At 67.5% G+C, this 23,850-nt stretch carries 25 protein-coding genes and 1 pseudogene; 17 read left to right on the forward strand and 9 right to left on the reverse strand.

Going from position 1 to position 23,850, the window contains the following annotated elements; genetic code table 11:
• Positions 1-61: 61 nt before the first annotated feature.
• Positions 62-943, reverse strand: a complete 882-nt coding sequence (locus ACFVJ3_RS04320; protein WP_378450891.1) for an aldo/keto reductase — start codon at positions 941-943, stop codon at positions 62-64.
• Between the two features lie 66 nt (positions 944-1,009).
• On the opposite strand from ACFVJ3_RS04320, the gene ACFVJ3_RS04325 reads away from it, so the two are divergent.
• On the forward strand, positions 1,010-1,822 hold the full coding sequence (locus tag ACFVJ3_RS04325; RefSeq protein ID WP_378450892.1) for an HAD family hydrolase: 813 nt from the start codon (positions 1,010-1,012) through the stop codon (positions 1,820-1,822).
• Positions 1,823-1,873: 51 nt separating this feature from the next.
• On the opposite strand, the gene ACFVJ3_RS04330 is transcribed toward ACFVJ3_RS04325, so the two are convergent.
• From ACFVJ3_RS04330 to ACFVJ3_RS04350, 5 genes and pseudogenes are all read right to left on the reverse strand, one after another.
• The gene (locus ACFVJ3_RS04330) at positions 1,874-2,923 is read right to left on the reverse strand and encodes an acyl-CoA dehydrogenase family protein (protein ID WP_378450893.1); all 1,050 of its coding nucleotides are present in this window, start codon (positions 2,921-2,923) and stop codon (positions 1,874-1,876) included.
• The gene (locus tag ACFVJ3_RS04335; protein WP_378450894.1) at positions 2,920-3,888 is read right to left on the reverse strand and encodes an acyl-CoA dehydrogenase family protein; all 969 of its coding nucleotides are present in this window, start codon (positions 3,886-3,888) and stop codon (positions 2,920-2,922) included. Before ACFVJ3_RS04335 ends, ACFVJ3_RS04330 begins: the two co-directional genes overlap by 4 nt.
• Positions 3,885-5,045: an acyl-CoA dehydrogenase family protein gene (locus tag ACFVJ3_RS04340; RefSeq protein ID WP_378450895.1), complete on the reverse strand. Its 1,161-nt coding sequence runs from the start codon at positions 5,043-5,045 to the stop codon at positions 3,885-3,887. The genes ACFVJ3_RS04335 and ACFVJ3_RS04340 overlap by 4 nt, the downstream gene beginning before the upstream one ends.
• On the reverse strand, positions 5,046-5,918 hold the full coding sequence (locus tag ACFVJ3_RS04345; protein ID WP_378451092.1) for an enoyl-CoA hydratase: 873 nt from the start codon (positions 5,916-5,918) through the stop codon (positions 5,046-5,048).
• Positions 5,919-7,463 (reverse strand): annotated as a pseudogene (locus ACFVJ3_RS04350) (FadD3 family acyl-CoA ligase); the annotation flags it as partial.
• Positions 7,464-7,511: 48 nt separating this feature from the next.
• Here ACFVJ3_RS04350 and ACFVJ3_RS04355 point away from each other — a divergent pair.
• From ACFVJ3_RS04355 to ACFVJ3_RS04425, 15 genes are all read left to right on the forward strand, one after another.
• Positions 7,512-8,732 carry an acyl-CoA dehydrogenase family protein gene (locus ACFVJ3_RS04355; protein ID WP_378450896.1) on the forward strand — a complete coding sequence of 407 codons (1,221 nt, stop codon included), beginning with the start codon at positions 7,512-7,514 and terminating at the stop codon, positions 8,730-8,732.
• A complete protein-coding gene (locus ACFVJ3_RS04360; protein ID WP_378450897.1) occupies positions 8,729-9,532 on the forward strand; it encodes an SDR family oxidoreductase in 804 nt (267 codons plus the stop codon). Before ACFVJ3_RS04355 ends, ACFVJ3_RS04360 begins: the two co-directional genes overlap by 4 nt.
• Before the next feature lie 91 nt (positions 9,533-9,623).
• Entirely contained in the window at positions 9,624-10,238 is a 615-nt protein-coding gene (locus ACFVJ3_RS04365; RefSeq protein WP_378450898.1) for a TetR/AcrR family transcriptional regulator, read from the forward strand.
• A 13-nt stretch (positions 10,239-10,251) separates the two neighbouring features.
• The gene (locus tag ACFVJ3_RS04370) at positions 10,252-11,400 is read left to right on the forward strand and encodes an acetyl-CoA C-acetyltransferase (protein WP_378450899.1); all 1,149 of its coding nucleotides are present in this window, start codon (positions 10,252-10,254) and stop codon (positions 11,398-11,400) included.
• Between the two features lie 91 nt (positions 11,401-11,491).
• Positions 11,492-11,821: a hydrogenase maturation nickel metallochaperone HypA gene (hypA, locus tag ACFVJ3_RS04375; RefSeq protein ID WP_005244680.1), complete on the forward strand. Its 330-nt coding sequence runs from the start codon at positions 11,492-11,494 to the stop codon at positions 11,819-11,821.
• 5 nt (positions 11,822-11,826) lie between these two features.
• Entirely contained in the window at positions 11,827-12,696 is an 870-nt protein-coding gene (hypB, locus tag ACFVJ3_RS04380) for a hydrogenase nickel incorporation protein HypB (RefSeq protein WP_378451093.1), read from the forward strand.
• Positions 12,697-12,856: 160 nt separating this feature from the next.
• Positions 12,857-13,912: a hydrogenase expression protein HypE gene (locus ACFVJ3_RS04385; protein ID WP_005244678.1), complete on the forward strand. Its 1,056-nt coding sequence runs from the start codon at positions 12,857-12,859 to the stop codon at positions 13,910-13,912.
• A gap of 57 nt (positions 13,913-13,969) precedes the next feature.
• Positions 13,970-15,763: a nickel-dependent hydrogenase large subunit gene (locus ACFVJ3_RS04390; RefSeq protein ID WP_005258616.1), complete on the forward strand. Its 1,794-nt coding sequence runs from the start codon at positions 13,970-13,972 to the stop codon at positions 15,761-15,763.
• A 10-nt stretch (positions 15,764-15,773) separates the two neighbouring features.
• Positions 15,774-16,730, forward strand: a complete 957-nt coding sequence (locus ACFVJ3_RS04395) for a NifU family protein (protein ID WP_378450900.1) — start codon at positions 15,774-15,776, stop codon at positions 16,728-16,730.
• On the forward strand, positions 16,730-17,374 hold the full coding sequence (locus ACFVJ3_RS04400; RefSeq protein ID WP_378450901.1) for a DUF5947 family protein: 645 nt from the start codon (positions 16,730-16,732) through the stop codon (positions 17,372-17,374). Before ACFVJ3_RS04395 ends, ACFVJ3_RS04400 begins: the two co-directional genes overlap by 1 nt.
• Positions 17,371-18,018, forward strand: a complete 648-nt coding sequence (locus ACFVJ3_RS04405) for a DUF6084 family protein (RefSeq protein ID WP_378450902.1) — start codon at positions 17,371-17,373, stop codon at positions 18,016-18,018. Before ACFVJ3_RS04400 ends, ACFVJ3_RS04405 begins: the two co-directional genes overlap by 4 nt.
• Positions 18,015-19,412, forward strand: a complete 1,398-nt coding sequence (locus ACFVJ3_RS04410; RefSeq protein WP_378450903.1) for a hypothetical protein — start codon at positions 18,015-18,017, stop codon at positions 19,410-19,412. The genes ACFVJ3_RS04405 and ACFVJ3_RS04410 overlap by 4 nt, the downstream gene beginning before the upstream one ends.
• A complete protein-coding gene (locus ACFVJ3_RS04415) occupies positions 19,409-19,528 on the forward strand; it encodes a DUF6893 family small protein (RefSeq protein ID WP_016884051.1) in 120 nt (39 codons plus the stop codon). The genes ACFVJ3_RS04410 and ACFVJ3_RS04415 overlap by 4 nt, the downstream gene beginning before the upstream one ends.
• Before the next feature lie 7 nt (positions 19,529-19,535).
• The gene (locus tag ACFVJ3_RS04420; RefSeq protein WP_378450904.1) at positions 19,536-20,048 is read left to right on the forward strand and encodes a hydrogenase maturation protease; all 513 of its coding nucleotides are present in this window, start codon (positions 19,536-19,538) and stop codon (positions 20,046-20,048) included.
• Between the two features lie 3 nt (positions 20,049-20,051).
• The gene (locus ACFVJ3_RS04425) at positions 20,052-20,306 is read left to right on the forward strand and encodes a HypC/HybG/HupF family hydrogenase formation chaperone (RefSeq protein WP_378450905.1); all 255 of its coding nucleotides are present in this window, start codon (positions 20,052-20,054) and stop codon (positions 20,304-20,306) included.
• On the opposite strand, the gene ACFVJ3_RS04430 is transcribed toward ACFVJ3_RS04425, so the two are convergent.
• Both ACFVJ3_RS04430 and ACFVJ3_RS04435 read right to left on the reverse strand, forming a co-directional pair.
• The gene (locus tag ACFVJ3_RS04430) at positions 20,303-21,097 is read right to left on the reverse strand and encodes a hypothetical protein (protein ID WP_378450906.1); all 795 of its coding nucleotides are present in this window, start codon (positions 21,095-21,097) and stop codon (positions 20,303-20,305) included. The two genes, ACFVJ3_RS04425 and ACFVJ3_RS04430, sit on opposite strands and share 4 nt — an antisense overlap.
• A 135-nt stretch (positions 21,098-21,232) precedes the next feature.
• Positions 21,233-22,210, reverse strand: a complete 978-nt coding sequence (locus ACFVJ3_RS04435; RefSeq protein ID WP_378450907.1) for an NAD-dependent epimerase/dehydratase family protein — start codon at positions 22,208-22,210, stop codon at positions 21,233-21,235.
• Positions 22,211-22,245: 35 nt separating this feature from the next.
• Between ACFVJ3_RS04435 and ACFVJ3_RS04440 the strand changes: the two genes are divergently transcribed.
• On the forward strand, positions 22,246-22,893 hold the full coding sequence (locus ACFVJ3_RS04440) for a ScbR family autoregulator-binding transcription factor (protein WP_378450908.1): 648 nt from the start codon (positions 22,246-22,248) through the stop codon (positions 22,891-22,893).
• Here the strand turns inward: ACFVJ3_RS04440 and ACFVJ3_RS04445 are convergent.
• Positions 22,890-23,837 (reverse strand): ScbA/BarX family gamma-butyrolactone biosynthesis protein, encoded by a 948-nt coding sequence (locus ACFVJ3_RS04445; protein WP_378450909.1) that lies wholly within the window; start codon positions 23,835-23,837, stop codon positions 22,890-22,892. The genes ACFVJ3_RS04440 and ACFVJ3_RS04445 overlap by 4 nt on opposite strands.
• Positions 23,838-23,850: the final 13 nt, after the last annotated feature.

Here is a 23,850-nt window from a genome sequence, read left to right on the forward strand (position 1 = left end):
GCACCCGTGCGCCTTTTTGGTAGCTGGAGCAGCCAAAAAGGCGCACGGGCGGCGGAGCCGCCTACTCCGGTGCGTCGATGTTCAACTCGTCCGGGTGGGCTCCGACGCGGGCGCCGTCGTCCATCGTCTCGATCTCGCTGAGGTCCTGCTCGCTGAGCTCGAAATCGAACACGTCGATGTTCTCGCGGATCCGCGATTCATGGACCGACTTGGGGATGACGATCAGCCCGCTCTGCAGATGCCAGCGGATCAGCACCTGCGCCGCGCTCTTGCTGTGCCGGTCGCCGATACGGGTGATGATCGGGTCGGTGAGCAGCGTGTTCGGCTTCGAGTCGTCGCCCCACCCCGAGTTGCTGGTACCGCCGAGAGGGCTCCACGATTCGACGGCGATGCCGTGGTCGACGGCGTAATTCCGGATCTCCTGCTGCGCCAGATGCGGGTGCAACTCCACCTGGTCGACCGCCGGAACGACGCCGCCCCGATCGATCAGCAACTGCAGGTGACGCGGTTCGAAATTGCACACACCGATCGCCTTGGCGCGACCGGACTCGGCGATCTTTTCCAGCGCATCCCACGTGCGGAGGATGCGGTCGTCGTCCTGCAGCGGCCAATGGATCAGATACAGGTCGACATAGTCGACGCCGAGACGTCCGAGGCTGGCGTCGAACGCTTTCAACGCCGGCTCGTAACCCTGATCCGCGTTCCACAACTTGGTGGTGAGAAAGACGTCTTCGCGGGCGACTCCCGAATTCGCGATGCCGCGGCCCACACCTTCCTCGTTGCCGTATCCGGCGGCGGTGTCGATGTGCCGATAGCCCGCCTCGTCCAGGGCGAACCCGACGGCGTGTTCGGTCTCGTCGTTGTCCGCCTGCCAGACTCCCAAGCCGAGCTGCGGGAGGATGGTTCCGGAATTCAGCACGATGCTGGGTACTCGAGGACTCATGCTGTCCAGGCTATCGACTGTGGTGGGGTCGTGAGGGGTACATGCGCTGCCTGGCATCATGCGGAGGTGACGCAAATTCGGCTGTTGGCGACGGACCTCGACGGCACCCTGCTGCGGTCGGACCGCACGATCTCCCCGCGCACCGCGCAGGCCATGGAAGACGCGCGACGGTCGGGGGTCGAGGTGGTGTGGGCAACGGCCCGCGCCCGGCATTCGGTGCACGAGCTGGCGCAGTCGTGCGGATTCCGCGGCAAGGCGATCTGCGCGAACGGGGCGGTGGTCCTCGATCTGGCCGACGGAACCCCGGTGATCACGGCGACGACGACCATCGCGATGGCGTCGGCCGCGGCGGCGATGGACCGGGTGCGGACGCTGATGCCCGGTGTCGTGTTCGCGAACATCGGTCCGACGCGCTTCGTCGCCGAACCGGCGTACGCGGCGTTGTGCGAGTTCGCCGACCACCACCGGCACCCGCACGAGATGACGCTGTCGGAACTGCTGCCCGATATCGACGAGCCGATGGTGAAAATCGTCGCCCGGCACCCCGAGGTACCCAGCGCCGATCTGTACCGGGCGGCGGTGGCGGCCGGCGTCGACGGCGTCGAACTGACACATTCCGGTGCGCCGTACGTCGAGATGGCGGCGTCCGGCGTGTCCAAGGCGACCGCGCTCGCCGAGCTCTGCGCGGTCGACGGGATCTCGACGGAAGAGGTCGCCGTCGCCGGCGACGCCATCAACGACGTTCCGATGCTGACGTGGGCAGGCACGGCACTCTGCCCGTCAAATGCGCTGCCGGAAGTCCTCGCCCTGGCCGACCACGTCCTGCCCAGCAACGACGAAGACGGTGTCGCCAGCTACCTGGAGGGGCTGCGCCCGTGAGCCTTTTTGGTTGTTGGCGCTACCAAAAAGGCGCACAGGCGGCGAAGCCGCCTACAGTCCGGCGGCGGTAGCCACTTGCGGTAGGAACTCGCGCGGCTGCCCGAAGAGTTGTGCACTCCCGTGTGCACGTTTGAAGTAGAGCTGCGCGTCGTGTTCCCACGTGATCGCGATGCCGCCGTGCAGCTGGATGGCCTCCGCCGCGACGTGCTGCAGCGCCTCCGAGCAGTACACCTTCGCGATGACGGCGTCCTCGTGCGTCCCGGACAGCGCCGCGGCGTACGACATGGAACGGGCCGTCTCGACGAGGGCGTACATGTCGGCCATGCGGTGCTTGAGCGCCTGGAACGACCCGATCACCCGTCCGAACTGCTTGCGCGACTTCGCGTACTCGACTGTCTGCTCCAGCGCCGCGGACGCCGCGCCCACCTGTTCCGCCGACAACGCGACCAGTGCGACCGCGCGCAACTGGTCGACGAGGTCGGTGGGGGAGACGAGCCTCCGCGCCGCGACTCCGTCGAAGACGACCTCCGACAGTGGACGCGTCGGGTCCATCGCCGGGACGCGACGACGCGTCACGCCGTCCGCCGCAGGGTCGACCTCGAACAGGCCTTCGGACGTGAGGACCAGCAGCAGGTCCGCGACGTCACCGCCGAGCACGTACGACGCCGTCCCCGACAGCGTCTCGCCCGATGCGGTGACCCCGAAACCGGACCAGCCGTTCGGACCCGCCCAGCACAGCGCGGCCACCGAACCCGCCGCGATGCCGGGCAGCAGGCGGGCGCACGCGTCGTCGTCCCCCGACAGCACCAGCGCCTGCGCGGCCAGCACGGCGCTGCCCAGCATCGGCGACGGCGTCAGCGTGCGGCCCAGCTCTTCTTGCACCACATGGACTTCCAGCAGTGACGCCCCGACGCCGTCGTACTTCTCCGGGACGGCGAGCGCGGCGACGCCGATCTGCTCGCACAACTTGGACCACAGGGCGTCGTCGTAGCCGTGCTCGGTGGTGATCGCCCGGCGGACGGCGGCGGAGTCGGAATGTTTACCCAGCAGGTCGCGGACCGACGACCGGAGCGCGGCCCGCTCCTCGTTGTCGAAACTCATGACACCTCCACGAGCGAGTCGACGACGCGACCGCGGTGGAACGCCGGGGTGCCCCAGGCGGTGACCAGTGCCCGGACCTTGGTGAGCCACAGCGACAGGTCGTGCTCCTGGGTGTACCCGATGGCGCCGTGCACCTGCAGCGCGACCCGCGCGGCCCGGTACGCGGCATCGCCGCACGCGACCTTCGCCGCCGAGACGTCGCGGGAACTGTCGGCGGACCCGTCCCGCACGGACAGCGCCGCACCGTGCAGCAGCGGCCGCGACATCTCCAGCCCGACCGCGACCTCGGCGAGGTGATGTTTGATGGCCTGGAACTGTCCGATCACCTTGCCGAACTGCTTGCGCTGCTTCGCGTAGTCGGTGGTGACGTCGAGCAGGGTCTGCCCGAGTCCCTGCAGTTGGGCGGCGGTGGCGAGGGCGCCGAGATCGAATGCGGGCGCGAAGTCGACGTCACCCAGGGCGTCCCCCGGGGTCAGTGAGAACAACCGTCGCGACTGATCCACCGAATTCTGCACCGCCCCGGTCTGTCCGAGGCGCACCGTCGTGCCGTCGACGAGCAGGACCAGATCGGCCGAATCGGCATCGACGGCGCACGGCACGTGCGGGACAGCGGCGACCGTGGCGAGCGAACCGGATGCCAACGCCGACAACCGGTCCGGGTCCGCCTGCGCGAGCAGGGCCGGCGCCACGGCCATGGTTTCGGCCACCGGGCCGGGAACGGCGTGGCGTCCGAGTTGTTCGACGGCCACGACGAGGTCGACGGCGTCGGCGCCCAGCCCGTCGTGCTCGTCCGCGATGAGCAGTCCGTTGACGCCGGTGTCGGCGAGGCGTTGCCACACCTTCAGGCCCGGGCCCGTGTCGCCGGTGTTCCACGACCGGATCACCGCCGGCATGTCCGCCTTCGACAGCAGTGCGTCGATGCTGGACGCGAAGTCCTGATGGGAGGAGTCGAGTGTGAATCTCATCGATCCGCCTTCGGTAGGCCGAGCAGGCGCTCGGCGATCACGTTCTTCTGAATCTCGTTGGTGCCGGCATAGATCGGACCGGACAGGGAAAACAGGTAGCCGTCCATCCAGTTGTCCGCGAGTTCCGCCGAGGCGCCCTGCAGTTCGAGTGCGGTCTCGTGCGTGGCGATGTCCCACTCCGACCAGAACACTTTGTTGATCGACGATTCGGCGCCCAGCTGCCCGCCGTCGGCCAGTCGGGTGACGGTGCCGAACGTGTTCAGCTGGTAGGCGCGGGCGCCGATCCAGGCGTCGGCGACCTTGTTTCGCAGGGCGGTGTCGTCGGTGCGTCCGCTCTCCCGGAACAACTCGACCAGCCGATCGACCGTCGCGAGGAAACGGCCCGGACTGCGCAGCGACAGTCCGCGTTCGTTGGACGCTGTGCTCATCGCCACGCGCCAGCCCTCGTTCACGCCGCCGATCACTCCGGACTCGCCGGGGTTCGCGGGGTCGTCCGGGACGAAGACGTCCTCGAGGAAGATCTCCGCGAAACCGGGCTCGCCGTCCAGCTGATCGATCGGGCGCACGGTGACACCTTGCGAGCGCAGATCGAACATGAAGTACGTGATGCCCTTGTGCCGCTGGGCGTCCGGGTCGGACCGGAACAGCCCGAAACCCCAGTCCGCGAAGCTCGCCCGCGAACTCCACGTCTTCTGCCCGTTCAGCACCCAGCCACCGTCGACGCGCCGGGCCGTGGAACGGAGCGACGCGAGGTCGCTACCCGACTCGGGCTCGGACCAGGCCTGCGCCCAGATGTCGTCGGCGCGGGCCATCCGTGGCATGATGCGCGCCAACTGCTCGGCGTTCGCGTGCTCGAACAGCGTCGGGGCGAGCAGGAAGATGCCGTTCTGGCTGACGCGGCCGGGCGCACCCGAGCGGTAGTACTCCTCCTCGAACACCACCCATTCCAGCAGCGACGCGTCGCGTCCGCCCAGTTCCTCCGGCCACGACACCACCGACAGCCGGGCGTCGGCGAGCGTGCGTTCCCACTCGCGGTGCACCTCGAAACCCTCGGCGGTGTCCATCGACGGCAGCGGCTCGGCGGGAACATTGTCGCGCAGGAAGGTTCGCACCTCCTCGCGGAAGGCTCGGGTGGCGTTCTCGAACTCGAGATCCACTTACTTCGCCCCTTCGTTCGAGTTGCGCGCACTGGCCGCCATCGACTTGGCATCCATGCCGCCGAGCGGATCGGTGTCGATCTCGGCGTTGTGCGCGTGCGCGAAGTGGTGGAGGCCGAAGACGGAGTCCATGCCGTTCCGCATGCCCATCTGGTCCTCGCACTGGTTGACGGCCTTCTTGGTGAGCGCGAGCCCGAACCGGGGCATGGCGGCGATGCGTCCGGCGATCGCGAGGGTCTCCTTCTCCAGGTCCTCGCGGGGCACGACGCGGTTGACCATGCCCACCTCGTAGGCGCGCTGCGCGGTGAACCGGTCGCCGGTGAAGAGGATTTCCTTCGCGAACCGCGGTCCGAGCATCCACGGGTGGGCGAAGTACTCGACCCCCGGAATGCCCATACGTACGACCGGATCGGAGAAGAACGCGTCGTCCGACGCCACGATGAGGTCGCACACCCACGCCAGCATCAGGCCGCCGGCGATGCAGGCACCCTGGATCATCGCGATGGTCGGCTTCGGGATCTCGCGCCAGCGACGGCACATCCCGAGATAGACCTCCATCTCGCGCGCGAACCGCTGGTCGCCACCCGGCTTGTCGACGTGGTCCCACCACATCACGGCCTTGTTGTCGTAGTGCACGTGATGATCCCGGCCCGGGGTACCGATGTCGTGCCCGGCGCTGAAGTGTTTGCCGTTGCCGGCGAGAACGATCACCTTCACGTCGTCGTCCTCGACCGCGCGCTCGAACACGGCGTCGAGCGCGTACGTCATCACCGAGTTCTGGGCGTTGCGGTAGTCGGGGCGGTTGAGCGTCACGAATGCGACACCGTCGCGCACTTCGTAGGTGACGACGTCACCCTCGTCCGGAACCGTCATTTTCTTCTCCTCACGCAGAACGTTTTTCATGACCTTCCCGGAGGGGTTCCGGGGGAGGGAGTCGACGAAGCGCACCGACCGGGGCACCTTGAAATTGGCGAGTCGCTCCTTGCAGAACGCGACCACGTCGTCCTCGGCGAGCGTGACGCCCGGCTTGGCGACCACGTAGGCCCGCCCGACCTCGCCCATCCGCTGGTCGGGAACACCGATGACGGCAGACTCCGCGATACCGTCGAGTCGGGCAAGAGCGTTCTCCACCTCAGCGGGATACACGTTGAAACCGCCGGAGATGTACATGTCCTTGAGGCGGTCGGTGATGTCGACGTAACCGCGGTCGTCCAGGGTGCCGACGTCGCCGGTGTGCAGCCAGCCGTCCGCATCGATGGTCTTGGCGGTGGATTCGGGGTCGTCGAGGTAGCCGAGCATCACGTTCTCGCCGCGCACCAGGATCTCCCCCTGGTCACCGATCCGGACCTCCATCCCGGGGATCGCGCGACCCGACGTCGTCGAGACGGTCACCGGGTCGTCGTCGGTCCGGCACATCGTGACCACCACCGCCTCCGTCTGGCCGTAGGCGGTGAGGACGGCGTCGAAGCTCAGCTCCGACTGCATCCGTTCGACGAGCGCGACCGGAACGGCGGCCGCGCCCGTGATCGCCACCCGCAGGCTGGACAGGTCGTACTTCGGACGGTCCGGGTGGTCGAGGACCGACTGGAAGATCGTGGGGGCGCCGGGCAGCACGGTGATCTGCTCGTCGTGCACGGTCGCCATCACCCTCGGCACGTCGAACACCGCCATCGGCACCACCGTCGCGCCGTTCAGCAGGCACACCAGGAACCCCGCCTTGTACCCGAAGGTGTGGAAGAACGGGTTGATGATCAGGTAGTTGTCGTCGGAGGTCACCTCGGCGCACTCACCCCACGCCTGCGCGATGCCCACCGACTGCCGGTGCGCACTCATCACACCCTTGCTGCGGCCCGTCGTGCCCGACGTGAACATGACGTCGGAGACGTCGTCGGGGGACACGGCGGCGGCGCGGACGTCGGCCTCGGCGCGGGTGTCCTCGTCGGAGAGGGCGAGGAAGTCGTCGAAGCCGAAGACGCCGGGCAGCTCGACGTCGCCACCGTCGACCGGAACGCGGACGACGGTCGGCAGGTCGAGAGTGCTCGACTCGTCGCGCAGCGAGGCGTACCGGTCGGTGCCGAGGAAGTTACCCGCGACCACCAGCGCGGTGGTTTTGGTGCGCTCGAGAATGTCGAGGGCCTCGGTGGCCGTGTACCGGGTATTGATCGGGACGAGAGTCGCGCCGGCGTAGTGGATGCCGAGCGCCGCGACCACCCAGTGATACGTGTTGGGCGACCACACCGCGACGTGATCGCCGGGCCGCACGTCCTGTGAGCTGAGTGCGGCGGCGAAATCGCGGACACGGTCGTGCAGTTGTGTGAAGGTCAGACGGACGTCGCCGTCCGCCACGGCTGTGAGCTCGCCGAATTCGCGTGCGGCCCGTTTCAGGGCGGACGGGGTGGTTGTCGGTTGTTCGGTCACTGGGCTCCCTACCTACCTAGCAAGTGCTTGGTAGGTTATCTTACAGACGTGGACCAGAGCGAGAGCCCGGACGGGCTGATCACCGACGAAGACTTTGCGCAGACCGTCAGGACGTGGCTGAACGACAACCTCACCGGCGACTTCGCCCGGCTGAAAGGCAAGGGCGGCCCCGGCAGCGAGCACGAGTTCTTCGAGGAACGGCTCGCCTGGGACCGTCATCTGGCCGCGGCAGGATGGACCTGCCTCGGCTGGCCGAAGGAGCACGGCGGACGCGGAGCCACGCTGGCCCAGCAGGTGGTGTTCCATCAGGAGTACGCGAAGTCGGGGGCGCCGGCGCGGGTCAGCCATGTCGGCGAGGAACTGCTCGGTCCGACGCTCATCGCGTTCGGCACCGAGGAGCAGAAGCGTCGCTTCCTTCCCGGAATCAACACCGTGACCGAACTGTGGGCACAGGGCTACTCCGAACCGGGCGCCGGTTCCGATCTCGCCAACGTCGCGACCACCGCGCGCCTCGACGCCGACAAGTGGGTGATCAACGGGCAGAAGGTATGGACGTCCCTCGCGCACGTCGCCCAGTGGGCGTTCGTCCTCTGCCGCACCGAACCAGGATCCAAGCGGCACCAGGGCCTGAGCTTCCTGCTCGTCCCGCTCGACCAGCCCGGCATCACGGTCCGGCCCATCCAGCAACTCACCGGCACCTCCGAGTTCAACGAGGTGTTCTTCGACGACGCCGTCACCGACGCGGATCTGGTGGTCGGGGAGCCGGGCGACGGCTGGCGGGTCGCGATGGGGCTGCTCACGTTCGAGCGCGGCGTGTCCACGCTCGGGCAGCAGATCGGTTTCGCCCGCGAACTGCAGGGCGTCGTCGACCTCGCGAAGGCGAACGGTGCGGCGACCGACCCGAACATCCGCGAGAAGATCGCCCGCGCGTGGGTCGGGCTCCGGGTGATGCGGGCACACGCCCTGCGCACCCTGGAAGCGGTCGACGCCGGGACCTCCGGCGCGGAGGCGTCCGTCGCGAAGCTGCTGTGGGCCAACTGGCACCGCGACCTCGGTCAGCTGGCCATGGAAGTGCAGGGCGCGGTGTCGCTGCTCGCCCCGGCCGATCCGTCGTCCGACGTCACGGACCCCGAACATCTCGAACTGGGTGATTGGCAGAGGCTCTTCCTCTTCACCCGCGCCGACACGATCTACGGCGGATCCAACGAGATCCAGCGCAACATCATCTCCGAGCGCGTGCTCGGACTTCCCCGAGAGGCACGACCGTGACCCAGACATCCCCGCTCGCCACCGCGCCCGTCGAGACTCCGGGACACGACCTGCTGAAAGACAAGAAGGTCGTCGTCACCGCCGCGGCGGGAACCGGCATCGGCTACGCGTCCGCGCGACGCGCCCTGCTCGAGGGCGCCGACGTGCTGGTGTCCGACTGGCACGAACGACGGCTCGGCGAGACGCGGGAGAAGCTCGCCGCCGAGTTCCCGGGGCAGGTAGTCGAGGCGCTGACGTGTGACGTGTCGAGCACGGAGCAGGTGAATGCGCTGATCGCCGGCGCCGCCGAGCGGCTCGGCCGGATCGACGTCCTCGTCAACAACGCCGGGCTCGGCGGCGAGACCCCGCTCGTCGATATGACGGACGAGGAGTGGGATCGCGTCCTCGACATCACACTGAACGGCACGTTCCGGGCCACCCGCGCGGCGCTGCGCTACTTCAAGGGTGTGGAGCACAACGGCGTGCTGGTCAACAATGCGTCCGTCCTCGGGTGGCGGGCGCAGCACTCGCAGGCTCACTACGCGGCGGCGAAAGCCGGAGTCATGGCCCTGACCCGGTGCAGCGCGATCGAGGCCGCCGAGTACGGCGTCCGGGTCAACGCCGTCGCGCCCTCCATCGCGCGGCATGCGTTCCTCGCGAAGGTGACCAGCGAGGAACTCCTCGACAAGCTGGCGTCCGACGAGGCGTTCGGCCGCGCCGCCGAGGTATGGGAAATCGCCGCCACCATCGCCATACTCGCCAGCGACTACACCACCTACCTCACCGGCGAGGTCGTGTCGGTCTCGTCGCAGAGGGCGTAGCCGCCCCGTGCGCCTTTTTGGTAGCTCCGACAACCAGAAAGGCGCACGGGGCCGAAGGCCCTAACAAGCGCTTGGTTGATAGGATGTGACGATGACGCCACCCCCCGCCGACGACACGTCCGGCAAGTCCGGACGCCGGACCGAACTCCTCGACATCGCGGCCACCCTGTTCGCCGAACGCGGCCTGCGGGCCACCACCGTGCGCGACATCGCCGACGCCGCGGGCATTCTGTCGGGCAGCCTGTACCACCACTTCGACTCGAAGGAGTCGATGGTCGACGAGATCCTACGGGGCTTCCTCGACGACCTGTTCGGCAAGTATCGCGAGATCGTCGCGTCCGGACTCGACTGTCGCGCGACCCTCGAAGCGCTGGTCACCACGTCGTACGAGGCGATCGACGCGTCGCACTCCGCGGTCGCGATCTACCAGGACGAGGTGAAGCACCTCGTCGCGAACGAACGCTTCGCGTACCTGTCCGAACTGAACACCGAATTCCGCGAGCTGTGGATGGGTGTGCTCGAGGCGGGTGTGAAGGACGGCAGCTTCCGCGCCGACATCGACGTCGAGCTCGCCTTCCGATTCCTCCGCGACACCGCCTGGGTCGCCGTCCGCTGGTACCGGCCCGGCGGCTCGGTCACGGTCGACACCGTGGCCAAGCAATACCTCTCGATCGTCCTCGACGGACTTGCGAGTCCCGATAACTGACTAGGAGTTCCACATGACCGAGGCCTACATCGTCGACGCCGTTCGCACGCCGATCGGCAAGAAGAACGGTGGACTGTCCGGCGTGCATCCCGCCGACCTGGGTGCGCACGTCATCAAGGCCCTCGTCGAGCGCACGGGCATCGACCCGGCCCGTGTCGACGACGTCGTCTTCGGTTGCGTCGACGCGATCGGCGGGCAGGCGGGCAACATCGCCCGCACCGCGTGGCTCGCCGCCGGCTACCCGGAGGAGGTCCCAGGGGTCACGGTGGACCGGCAGTGCGGGTCGAGTCAGCAGGCCGTGCACTTCGGTGCGCAGGCGATCCTGAGCGGCACCGCCGACCTGATCGTCGCCGGCGGTGTGCAGAACATGAGCCAGATCCCGATCGCGTCGGCGATGGTGGTCGGTCAGCAGTACGGATTCGACACCCCGTTCGGCGGATCGACGGGCTGGACGGAACGCTACGGCGACCAGGAAGTGTCGCAGTTCAACGGCGCCGAACTGATCGCGGACAAGTGGGACATCAGCCGCGAGGAACTCGAGCGCTGGGCGTTGCAGAGCCACGAGCGTGCGCGGACGGCCATCGCCGAGGGTCGCTTCGACCGCGAGATCGTCCCGTTCGGTGACGTGACGACGGACGAGGGTCCCCGCGAGACCAGCCTCGAGAAGATGGCCGCGCTGAAGACCCTCACCGAAGGGGGACGTCTCACCGCCGCGGTCGCGAGCCAGATCTCCGACGGTGCGAGCGCGGTGCTGCTGGCCTCACCGGAAGCGGTCGAGAGGTACGGCCTGACCCCCCGTGCCCGTATCCACCACCTCAGTGCCCGCGGCGCCGACCCGATCTTCATGCTCAGCGCCCCGATCCCCGCCACGCGCTACGCGCTGGAGAAGACGGGCCTGAGCATCGACGACATCGACCTGGTCGAGATCAACGAGGCATTCGCACCGGTCGTCCTCGCGTGGATCAAGGAGATCGGCGCCGATCCGGCGAAGGTGAATGTCAACGGCGGCGCGATCGCCCTCGGCCACCCGCTCGGCGCGACCGGCACGAAGCTGATGGCCACACTCCTCAACGAACTCGAGCGCACCGGCGGCCGCTACGGCTTGCAGACCATCTGCGAGGGCGGCGGCACAGCCAACGCCACCATCATCGAACGCCTGTGAGTACTTCTTAACCGCGGGTGGTTAATAAGTACTCACGGGCGCGAAGCGCTAGGCTCGAATCCACAGGTGACGAGTCCTGAACGGGGCCGTGATGCACGAGTTGGCAATCACCCAGAGCGTCGTCGACGCCGTCTGCGAGACCGCCGCGGGACGGACGGTCCACAGCGTGCGCGTGCAGGTGGGGGCGTTGACGGCCGTGGTCGCCGATTCGATGCAGTTCTGTTTCGAACTGGTCACCGAAGGGACCGTTGCGCACGGTGCCCGTCTCGACATCGACCACACCCCGGGCGGTGCGCACTGCCGTGAGTGCGGCGAGGACTTCGCGCTCACGGACCTGGTGTTGCTGTGCCCGTGCGGAAGTGCGGACGTGGAGGTCACGTCGGGTCGGGAACTACGAATCCTCTCGATGGAAGTGAGTTGACGCAAATGTGTGCCACCTGTGGATGCGGAGACGAGACCGGAACCAGGATCACGGTGCCCCACGAGCACCCACACGACCACGAGCACCCACACGACCACGAGCACCCACACGACCACGAGCACCCGCACGACCACAACCACGACCACGACCACACGCACGAACACCCGCACACGCATGAACACCCGCACACTCACGAACACCCGCACACTCACGAACACCCCCACGAGCACGCGACCGAGACGGTGACCCTCGAGCAGAAGGTGCTGGCGAAAAACGACCTCACGGCGGAGCGCAACCGGGGCTGGCTGGCCGGACGCGGTGTGCTCGCCCTCAACGTGATGAGCTCGCCGGGGTCCGGGAAGACGACGCTGCTCGAACGCACCATCGCCGACATCGGTGGGCAGCGACGTGTCTCGGTGGTGGAGGGCGACCAGGAGACGATGCTCGACGCCAACCGCATCAAGGCGACGGGATGTGCTGTGGTGCAGGTGAACACGGGCGCGGGGTGTCATCTCGACGCCGAGATGATGCGGGACGCGCTGACCGCCCTCGACCCCGAGCCGAACTCGCTGCTGTTCATCGAAAATGTCGGGAACCTCGTCTGTCCGGCACTGTTCGATCTCGGTGAGAAGAGCAGGGTGGTGGTGATCTCGGTGACCGAGGGGACGGACAAGCCGCTCAAGTACCCGCACATGTTCGCGGCGGCGAACCTCGTGATCGTGAACAAGGCGGACCTGTTGCCGTACGTGGACTTCGACGTCGATCTGTGCACGAAGTATGCCCGGTCGGTGAACCCCGACCTGCAGATGATCACGCTGTCGGCGACGACGGGTCAGGGCATTGCGCAGTGGTACGACTGGATTGCCAAGCAATGACCCCTCTACACGACGGGGCCGAACTACGCGGTGCGACGCGCCGGGGACCGTTGACATCCGCTCGGCGGCGGAGCTAAATAAATATCAGCGCCACGCAGGTGGGCCGACGGTCGACTCCGGTGGCGACAGGAGTTGTGTTCACTCCGGAAAGCGACCTGCTATGCCGACACAGGAAGCAATCAACGCCGAGGACACCCTGATTCACGTGCTGTGGATCAATGCGGGACTCAGTTGCGACGGCGATTCGGTGGCCTTGACGGCTGCGACGCAGCCCAGTGTCGAGGAGATTGCTCTGGGAGCCCTGCCGGGCCTACCCAAAGTGGCCGTGCACTGGCCGCTGATCGACTTCGAGAACGGCCCGGAGGGCGGCGCCGACGACTTCCTGGAGTGGTTCTGGAAGGCGGACCGCGGCGAGCTCGAACCGTTCGTCCTGGTGGTGGAGGGTTCCATCCCGAACGAGCAACTTCACGACGAGGGCTACTGGTGCGGTTTCGGCAACAACCCCGAGACGGGCCAGCCGGTGACGACGAGTGAATGGCTCGATCGTCTGGCTCCGAAGGCGACGGCGATCGTCGCGGCGGGGACGTGCGCCACGTACGGCGGTATCCACGCGATGGCGGGTAATCCCACCGGTGCGATGGGCGTTCCCGACTATCTCGGCTGGGATTGGAAGTCGAAGGCGGGCATCCCGATCGTCTGCGTTCCCGGCTGCCCGATCCAACCGGACAATCTGTCGGAGACCTTGACGTATCTCCTCTACATGGCCACCGAGCAGGCGCCCATGATTCCGCTCGACGACGCTCTGCGTCCGCAATGGCTGTTCGGGGCCACGGTGCACGAGGGCTGCGACCGCGCCGGCTACTACGAGCAGGGTGATTTCGCCACCGAGTACGGCTCGCCCAAGTGCATCGTGAAGCTGGGGTGCTGGGGTCCCGTCGTCAAGTGCAACGTCCCGAAGCGGGGCTGGATCAACGGTGTCGGTGGGTGCCCGAATGTGGGCGGTATCTGCATCGGGTGCACGATGCCGGGCTTCCCGGACAAGTTCATGCCGTTCATGGACGAACCGCCGGGCGGCAAGATCTCCACCGCGGCGTCCGGACTGTACGGATCCGCCATTCGGAGCCTGCGCAAGATCACCAAGACCACCTTGGACAAAGAGCCGCACTGGCGCAGTCGCGGTACGAAACTGACCACGGGCGCCACACGCACCTGGTAGTCCCGCTCGGGGTCTCGGGCGGTAATCCGCCGGCCTCGAACACTGAGAGGTACGTCGATGACAACGATCATTCCGGAACCTTCGCACAAGTCGGAATCCGACGGCCTGGTCGAGATGGCGTGGGATCCGATCACGCGCATCGTGGGCAGCCTGGGCATCTACACGAAGATCGACTTCAAGCAGAAGGAAGTCGTGGAGTGCCACAGCACCTCGTCGATCTTCCGCGGCTATTCGATCTTCATGAAGGGCAAGGATCCCCGCGACGCCCACTTCATCACCAGCCGCATCTGCGGCATTTGTGGCGACAACCATGCGACGTGTTCGTGCTACACCCAGAACATGGCGTACGGTGTGCAGCCGCCGCACATCGGCGAGTGGATCGTCAACCTCGGCGAGGCCGCGGAATACATGTTCGACCACAACATCTTTCAGGAAAACCTCGTTGGCGTGGACTTCTGCGAGAAGATGGTCTCCGAGACGAATCCGGGGGTGCTCGCGCAGGCCGAGAAGACCGAGGCGCCGCACGCCGGTGAGCACGGCTACAAGACCATCGCCGACATCATGCGTTCGCTCAACCCGTTCACCGGTGAGTTCTATCGGGAGGCGTTGCAGGTCAGCCGGTGGACGCGAGAGATGTTCTGCCTCATGGAAGGTCGGCACGTCCACCCGTCCACCCTGTATCCGGGTGGCGTGGGCACGGTCGCGACGATCCAGTTGATGACCGACTACACGACGCGCCTGATGCGCTACGTGGAGTTCATGAAGAAGGTCGTCCCCATGCACGACGACCTGTTCGATTTCTTCTACGAGGCGATGCCCGGCTACGAGAAGGTCGGCCTGCGCCGGACGCTTCTCGGCTGCTGGGGGTCCTTCCAGGATCCCGCGGTGTGCAACTTCTCCTACAAGGACATGGAGAAGTGGGGACGGGCCATGTTCGTGACGCCCGGCATCGTGGTCGACGGCAAACTGATCACGACGTCCCTCGTCGACATCAATCTGGGCATCCGAATCCTGCTGGGCAGTTCGTATTACGACGACTGGACCGACCAGGAGATGTTCGTGAAGAACGATCCGCTCGGGAACCCGGTCGACCGCAGGCATCCGTGGAACCAGCACACCAACCCGCACCCGCAGAAACGCGACATGGAGGACAAGTACAGCTGGGTGATGTCGCCGCGGTGGTTCGACGGCACCGATCACCTCGCGCTGGACACCGGCGGCGGGCCGCTGGCCCGGCTCTGGAGTACCGCCCTCGCGGGCCTCGTCGACATCGGGTACGTGCAGTCGACCGGGCACAGCGTGAAGATCAACCTGCCGAAGACCGCGCTGAAGGGCCCGGTCGAGTTCGAATGGAAGATCCCGCAGTACGGCAGCAACACGATCGAGCGGGACCGGGCGCGGACCTACTTCCAGGCCTACGCGGCGGCGTGTGCGCTGCATTTCGCGGAGAAGGCGCTCGCCGAGATCCGGGCCGGGCACACGAAGACGTGGGAGAAGTTCGAGGTCCCCGACGAGGGCATCGGCTGTGGCTTCACGGAGGCGGTGCGCGGAGTTCTGTCGCACCACATGGTGATCCGCGACGGCAAGATCGCGAACTACCACCCGTATCCGCCGACGCCGTGGAACGCGAACCCGCGCGACAGCTTCGGGACGCCGGGACCGTACGAGGACGCGGTGCAGGGTCAGCCCATCTTCGAGGAGAACGACCGGGAGCACTTCAAGGGCATCGACATCATGCGGACCGTCCGCAGTTTCGACCCCTGCCTGCCGTGTGGCGTGCACATGTACCTCGGTGAGGGAAAGACACTGGAGAAGCTGCATTCGCCCACCCAGTCCGTGACCGGCGAGTGACGAGGGACGCATGGAAAGTGCTGGATCGGAGACGTGGGGGAGTGACGCAGTAGAGGAAGCCCCCGATCGGTGGCGGACAGCCGGCGAGCGGATCGACAGCCTGTTGGACGCGAGTTCGACAGGTGGCTCGGTGGCACGTGAGCGTGCGGAACAACTCGTCCGGGAGGTCGTCGAGCTGTACGGGGCCGGGTTGCAGCGGGTCCTCGAGATCATCGGCGACCGCGACGACGACCTCGTCGAAAGGCTGGCCGCCGACGAACTCGTCGCCAGCCTGCTGCTGGTCAACGGGCTTCATCCGCACGGCGTCGAGACGAGGGTCGCCACCGCGCTCGACAGTGTCCGTCCCTACCTGGGCTCCCACGGCGGTGACGTCGAACTGCTCGGCGTGGTGAACGGGGTGGTGCGGCTGAGGCTGACCGGCAGTTGTCAGAGCTGCCCGTCCTCTGCGGTGACTTTGGAACTCGCCGTCAAGGACGCCGTGCTGGCCGCCGCCCCGGAGACCGTGGACATCGAGGTGGTGGGGGCGACACCCGCCGCCGGGTCCGGGCTGATCGCCGCGGAATCACTGTTCTCCCATGTGCATTCGGACGGATCGGACGGGTCGATTAACACCGGGACATGGGTGTCGGTGCCCGAGCTGGACGAGCTCACGCCGGGTGAGGTAGCGGGTTTCTCGGTGGCCGGGCTGCCGATCCTGGTGTGCCGAATAGGGGAGCAGCTGTTCGCCTACCGGGACCGGTGCGCCGCCTGCACCAATTCGCTGGCCGGCGCCACCCTGCAGCGGAAAGCGGGCGGGCAGGTCGGTGACGCGGTGCTGCGCTGTCCGTCGTGCCGGGCACACTTCGACCCACGCCGGGCGGGCCTCCGCCTGGACGGCGACGCCGACGCCGAAACGCTGGCGCCGCTTCCGGTGCTCGTGCGCGAGGGTGTCGTCTCCGTCGCGGTACCCGCCGCGGAGGTGGCGTGATGAGCCCGTCGGGCAACGGGTTGCGGATTCTGCAGCGCATCGCGTCCGAGCGGCCGAAACCGGTGGTCGGGGAGCGGTGCGACATGTGCGCCGAGCCGATCGCCGACGCGCATCAGCACGTGGTCAACGTGCAGGACCGGCAGCTGATGTGCGTGTGCCGCGGGTGCTATCTGCTGTTCACCGACGAGAGCGCCGAACTGCGCTTCCGGGCCGTCCCGGAACGCTACCTGTCGTTTCCCCGTTTCGAGCTCGCACCGGGACGCTGGGACGAATTGGAGATCCCCGTCGGGCTCGCGTTCGTGTTCCGGAACTCGTTGCTGGCCAAGACCGTCGCGTTCTATCCCGGACCGGCCGGGGCCACCGAATCGGAGCTTCCGCTCGACGCCTGGGACGGCGTGCTCGCCGCCAATCCGGCACTCGGACAGCTCGCCGCCGACACGGAGGCGCTGCTACTGCGTGTGCCCGAGCACGGTGAGGGCGACCCTGAGTGTTATCTCGTCCCCATCGATGCCTGCTACCAGCTCGTGGGCGAATTACGGCAGGTGTGGCGGGGATTCGACGGCGGCCAGGACGCTCGCCGGGTCATCGACGCGTTCTTCGAGACGGTGCGCTCACGCAGTCGCGTCGCGAAGGAGCCGACGTGACCGAGTTGTCCTTCCACGTCGAGGACGTGTTCCCGGAGCCGTTCGCGGTTGCGCCGAATCTCACTGCGCGCGTCGCGGTAACGGAGTCGACCGGTGCCGTGGTGCACGCGATGGCCGTCCGCTGCCAGGTCCGCATCGACCCGCAACGCCGCCGCTACACGGACGGCGAGGCGGAGGGCCTCCTCGATCTGTTCGGGCCCCGCGAGCGGTGGACGGCCACGCTCAAGCCCTTCCAGTGGATGCAGACCAGCACGGTGGCCCAGGGGTTCACCGGGTCGAGTGTGGTGGAGTTGCCGCTGCCGTGCACGTACGACTTCGAGGTGACGGCCGCGAAATATCTGCACGCCCTGGACGACGCCGGGGCGACGGTGCCGCTGGTGTTCCTGTTCAGCGGAACGGTCTTCACCCGCGGGGTCGCCGGGTTCGGGGTGGAACGCATCCCGTGGGACCGCGAGTCGACCTACGACCTGCCGGTGGCGGTGTGGCGCGAACTGGTTCAGGCGCACTATCCGAACACGGGGTGGGTGCGCCTCGACCACGACACGCTCGCGGCGTTGGCGCGCTACAAGGCGGCGCACGGTCTGATCGGACTGGACGTCGCCATTTCGGACCTGCTGCAGGGAGCCGGGGAGGTGATCGCATGATCTCCCCGGCGTCCCTGCAGCGAGTACGTGCCGTGGCCGACGCGGTCCTGTACGAGGGCTACCTGCTGTATCCGTATCGTGCGAGTTCGTCGAAGAACCAGTCGCGGTGGCAGTTCGGAGTCCTCGGGCCGTCGGGTGCGGCGGAGTCGGGGGTCGGCGAGGAACCGCGCATGTCCTGTCAGACCCTGATGCTGGCCGGCGACGGAGCGGGGGTGAACGTCACCCTCCGATTCCTGCAGCTTCAGGTGCGCAGTGTCGAACGCGCGGTCGCGGACTCGGCGGAGTTCGTTCGCGTCGACGAACTGACCGTCGCGGGCGTGAGCTGGCTCAGCTGGGACGAGGCGGTGGAGCGCGAATTCGATCTCGGCACCCTGCACCCCGCGCAGTGGCCGGGCGAACGCAACCTCGACGTCCACATCGACGGCGGCACGGAGGTGGAGGAACTGCGGGGCGAGGACGGAATCTGCGTCGGCCGCGTGGTGCGCACCCGGTGGCCCGCGCACGCCGTCGTGACGGTGGGCAGCGACGGCGTCGACGGGCTGAACCGGGTGCGGGTGTCGGTCGACAACGCGACCACCGCGCAGGACGCCGCCGGCTGGGACAAGGACTCGGCGATCCGGCAGTCGCTGATCGGCGCCCATCTGATCCTGGCGGCCGAGAACACCGAGTTCGTCTCACTTCTCGAACCTCCCGCAGAGGCGGCGCAACTCGCGGGCACGTGCGCGCACGAACGGTGCTACCCGGTACTGGCCGGGCTGCCGGGGGAGACGGACCTCGTCCTGGTGTCGCCGATCATCCTGTACGACCACCCCGAGGTGGCCGAGCAGAGCGACGGGGCACTGTTCGACGCCACCGAGATCGACGAGATCCTCACACTGCGCGTCATGACCCTCACCGAGGAGGAGAAGCGGCAGGCCCGCGCCACCGACCCGCTTGCCGCCCAGATCATCGACCGGTGCGAGCAGATGTCGCCGGCGACGCTCGCTCAGATGCACGGCATCCTCCGGGATCCGCACCTCCCCGACCCGCACCTCCCCGACATGGGTCTCGTCCCGGAACTGACCGACGACATGCCGTGGTGGGATCCGGACGCCGACACCGCCGTTCGCCCCGACGTCGACGGCGTGATCGTGAACGGCGTCCGGGTGGCGAAGGGCACTGTCGTGCGAATCCACCCGTCGCGGCGCGCCGACGCCCAGGACCTGTTCTTCGCGGGACAGTTGGCTCGCGTGGTGACCGTGCACGCCGACGTCGACGGTGGCACCCACGTCGGCGTCGTGCTGGTGGACGACCCTGCGTCGGAGTTGCACGAGTGGTACGGACGGTATCTGTACTTCGCCCCGGACGAGGTGGAGCCGGTCTCGGCAGACACCGGAAAGGATGGACAGCCATGAAGATTCTCGGAGAGATGACCACCGCGGCTCTGGCGTTGGTTGCGGTCGCGGGCGTAGCGGTCGCCGTCATCGCGATTCCCGACATCAGGCGATATCTGCGTATCCGGAAAATGTGAGACGCACGTGACGGTGGGCAGGCGGGTTCTGGTTGCCGGTGTGGGCAACATCTTCTTCGGCGACGACGGTTTCGGGCCCGAGGTATTGCGCGGGGTCGCGACGAGGTCGCTGCCGCCGGGAGTCCGCGCCGTCGATTTCGGCATTCGTGGAACGCATCTGGCCTATGAGCTGCTCGACGGGTGGGCCGCACTCCTGCTGGTGGATGCGGTGCCCGATCGCGGCGAGCCCGGGGCGTTGAGGGCATTCGAGGTGGGTCCCGATTCCGTCCCGGCGGCGCCGCTGGACGCGCACAGCATGGATCCGGGGGCGGTGTTCGCGAGTCTGCGCGCACTCGGCGGAACCCTGCCGCGGACCGTGGTCCTCGGCTGCCAGGTGGAGAACACCGGCGAGGGAATCGGGCTCTCACCACGGGTCGAGGCCGTCGTCGGACCGGCCGTCGATATGGTGTTCGAGATCGTCGATCAACTGCTGGAGTCCGACTCCGCGGCAACGCTGCAACCGGGCGGGACGGAGGGCTGAATCATGTGTCTCGGTATTCCCGGTCAGGTGGTGCGCATACTGGAGGGCTACGGAAACCAACTTGCGCTCGTCGACGTCGTCGGCGAACAGCGCAAGGTGAACATCGGCATGCTGCCCGAGGACGTCAGCCTGGAGCCGGGCGACTGGATCGTTATCCACATGGGTTTCGCCATGGAAAAGGTGGACGAGGCGGGTGCGGAGAAGGCGATGGCGGGGCTGGAAATGATGGGACGCTCACGGACGGCGGACGACGACTAGCCCTGCGTCCCGGCATGATGGGGATCCGGCGGCCCGGCGACGAAGTCGCGTGCCCGGTTCCAGCGGGCGTGGTAATGCTCGTCGAAACGTGCCTCGGAGCGGGCCATCCGGCGCGGTCTCGTCGGGTAGCGGCGAACCGCCCACCATGAATCGGGCTTGGCCAGGCGGATCGCGCCGACGATCGCGACCGGCTGGAACACGACTCCGACGATCCCCGTGACGAATTTGCCCTTGAGCAGGCAGATCACCGAGATGCCGAGCGTGACGAACAAGTAACCGATCGACGCCCACCATTCGGTGGAGCCGATCCGTCCGGTCACGAGTTCGGCGCCCCCGATCATCAAACCGGTGATCATCAGCGCGCAGAAGATCGCGTCCACGGACTTGCGGCCGGAGGTGCTCCAATACACGTCGTCGAGGTGGACCCACAGCGCGAACTCGTCGAACGTGAGCGCGAGACCGACCCCGAATGCTGCCGCGAAGACGTTGAGCGCCGTGCCCTCGGGGGTGGTGGCGATGAGTGCCACCCCGGCCAGCGTCATCAGGAGGATCCCGAGAACCTGGTGGTGGAGGTGCACGCCGCCGACGGTGATATCGCCGATCAGACCCCCCTCCGGCTCCGTCGCGTCGTCCGCGTCCGCAGCTCCCGATTGCGCGCGGATCCGGCGGGTGATGAGCCGGGTAACGACGAACGTGACCAGCACCGCGATGAACAGCCACATCACGGGATACAGGACCACTACCCGGCTGTCGCCTTCGGTGTCCACGACGATCTCGGCGAGAAGGGCCATCTCGACACTCCGTCAGGTGGGGGAATCATCCTCTATCCGGGTATACACCCCGCTCGCGGACGGCGGACGAAGACTGGACGTTCCGCTCGACGGAGAATCCGAGTCCGTGCCCGTCCCAGGTCTCGTCGACGGACTTCACGCCGGGAAGCTCTCCAGGGGACCGTGGTCGACGACCCCACCCGCGGCGGTCCACAGGCGGGTGGGGTCGTACCAGTGGTCGCGGCCGATCAGGTCGAGGTGTCGTTCGGTGAGGCCGTGCCGGGCGCCGGCAGTCACCGCGTCGTCGAAGGTGAGACTCGTGGCCGGCAGTCGGAGACGACCCGCGTTCGCGAGTGCCTGCCCGAGTTCGCGCACGGTCACGGGGTCGGGATGGCACGCGTGGAGCACGTCGCCGGGGCGTGTGGGAGGCTGCGCGGCGAGGGTGGCGAGGAGTCGGGCGAGGTCGTTCACCGCGATGATCGAGATCCGGGATCGTCCCTCGTCGACCCAGGCCCCCAACGCCTCGAGGATCTGGATGAAGCCGGGGAGGAACCAGCGGTCGCCGGGGCCGTGGACGAAGCCGGGCCGGACGACGCAGCCGCCCCGTTCGAGGACGCGGTGTTCGGCGGCCAGCCTGCTCGCGCTCAGCGCCGAGACGGGTGCGGGCGTGGCCTCGAACTCACCGATTCCGCTGTGCGGCCCGGACCCGTACACGCCGATGGTGCTGACGTAGATCACCCGGCTGATGCCGTTCCGGGCCGCGGCGGCAAGCAGATTCTCGGTGCCCGCGACGTTCACGGTGACGCAGTGCGCCGGGTCGTTCCCGGTGTAGGAGGCGGCGTGGATCACGACATCGACGCCGGTGAGTGCCATTTCGAGGCTCGCCGGATCGGTCAGATCCGCCCGGGCGAGCACGACGCCGGGAACGTCCACGTGTGAAGGTGTGCGTGCGACCGCGGTGCAGTGGATTCCGGTCGCCGCCAGTGCCGTCACGGTGGCCGATCCGACGAAGCCTGTGGCTCCCACCACCGCGACACGGACTGGCCCGGACGGTGTTCGACCGCGGTCCGATGAGGTCGACGCTGGTACCGTCTCTCCGGGCAATGGGCACGTGGTCCGTGCTTTCATCGTCATCGTTCTTCTCTCGTGCGGCAGGGAAAGGTGTGAACGTGGTTCAGCAGGCGCGTGCTGCGGCGACCCGACAGCAGATCGTCCGCGGGGCGGCGGAGATGTTCGAGAAGTCGGGGTTCGAAGGAGCCAGACTCGGCAACATCGTCGAGAACGCCGGAATCACGAAGGGGGCCTTGTACTTCCATTTCCGTTCGAAAGAGGATCTGGCACGATTCATCATCGGTGAGCAACACCGGATCTCCATCGCGTCGGTCGAAGCGATCGGCCGCGAGCAGGTTTCGGCGATCGAGCAGATCGTGATGCTCTGTCACGAGATGGCCCGGCAGATCGTGAACGACCCGATCGTGCGAGCCGGTATCCGGATCACCCTCGAACTCAGTGCCGACGACCAGGGCCCTGCCGATCCTTATCTCGACTGGATCAACAGTTGCGAGATGCTCGCCACGCGGGCAGTCGAGCAGGGGGACCTCCTCGCGGACATCGACCCGCCGAGGCTGGCGCGGTTCGTCATCGGCGCCTTCACCGGTGTCCAGACCGTCTCTCAGGTCTTGACGCAGCGGACGGACCTCGAGCAACGCGTCGACGACATGTGGGGCTTCCTGCTTCCCGGGATCATGCCCGCGACCCGCCATCAGGACATCGCCCGGATCCGCCGGGCCCGCTGGACACCCGAGGACGCCGACTAGCGCGCGCATGCGCTCACCGCGGTAGGGGCCAGCGCCGCGGTTCCCCGGACGACCGCCACGCCGTCCTGTCGTATCGACCCCCGGACCGACAACGCGTCGTCGTCGACCAGGTCCAGCCGGATCGTCGCTCGCTCGTCGAGTTCGGCGAACCGGTGGAAGGTGGCGCCGAGCGATTCGAGGTGCGCGTCGGGCAGACCGAGCCGGGCGCAGGCACCCTGCCGAAGCGCCTCGAGGAGCAGCATCCCCGGAACGTGATCACACGGATGGTCGAACAGGACGGGGTGCGCGGTGTCGACCCGCAATTCCCACTCGTTGCGCGCGACCTGCGGGCCCAGGACCACGTGCGCGTCGTCGAGATGACCGACCAGCCCGGAGAGGACAGGGTCGGAGCACCGGGGCGTCCCGACCATTCGCGGTCCGCGCTCACCCCACCGGGCCCGTGAGTACGCGGCCGGAGGAAACACTGCCGCGTGACCCGTCGCGGTGCCCACGTCCTGTCCGCCGAGCCGGAACCGCAGGTCCACGCGGAAGGCGGACAGCGCCCCGCCGCGGTAAACGTAATCGGACACGGTGACCTCGACGATCACGTCGGCGGCCGCCGCACCCACCACGAGCGCGCCGGGCACCGCCTGCACCCGGAGATGCTGCATGACGAACCGGTTCGGCAGCGGGACCGAGAAGCGGGTGTGTCCCAGGTAGATCGCCGTCTGCCGGAGCGTTTCCGCCAGCAGCATGCTGTCGTAGCGCCCATCCCGGGAGCGGTAGAAGCCGTGCAGGCGGGGCCACTGCGCGGCGACCACGAACCGATCCGGCCCCGGTAGCGACACACAGTCGGTGAGGAAGACCTCGGCCACGGATTGGCGATGGACGTACCTGCGCGGCACGGTCCGCTCGAACGACATCGGGGGAAGCGCATCGGGCATCGCACGGGAAACTCGCGCCACAACCCCATCTCCC

Source organism: Rhodococcus sp. NPDC127593 (genome assembly GCF_042671975.1).
Classification (GTDB): Bacteria; Actinomycetota; Actinomycetes; order Mycobacteriales; family Mycobacteriaceae; genus Rhodococcus_F.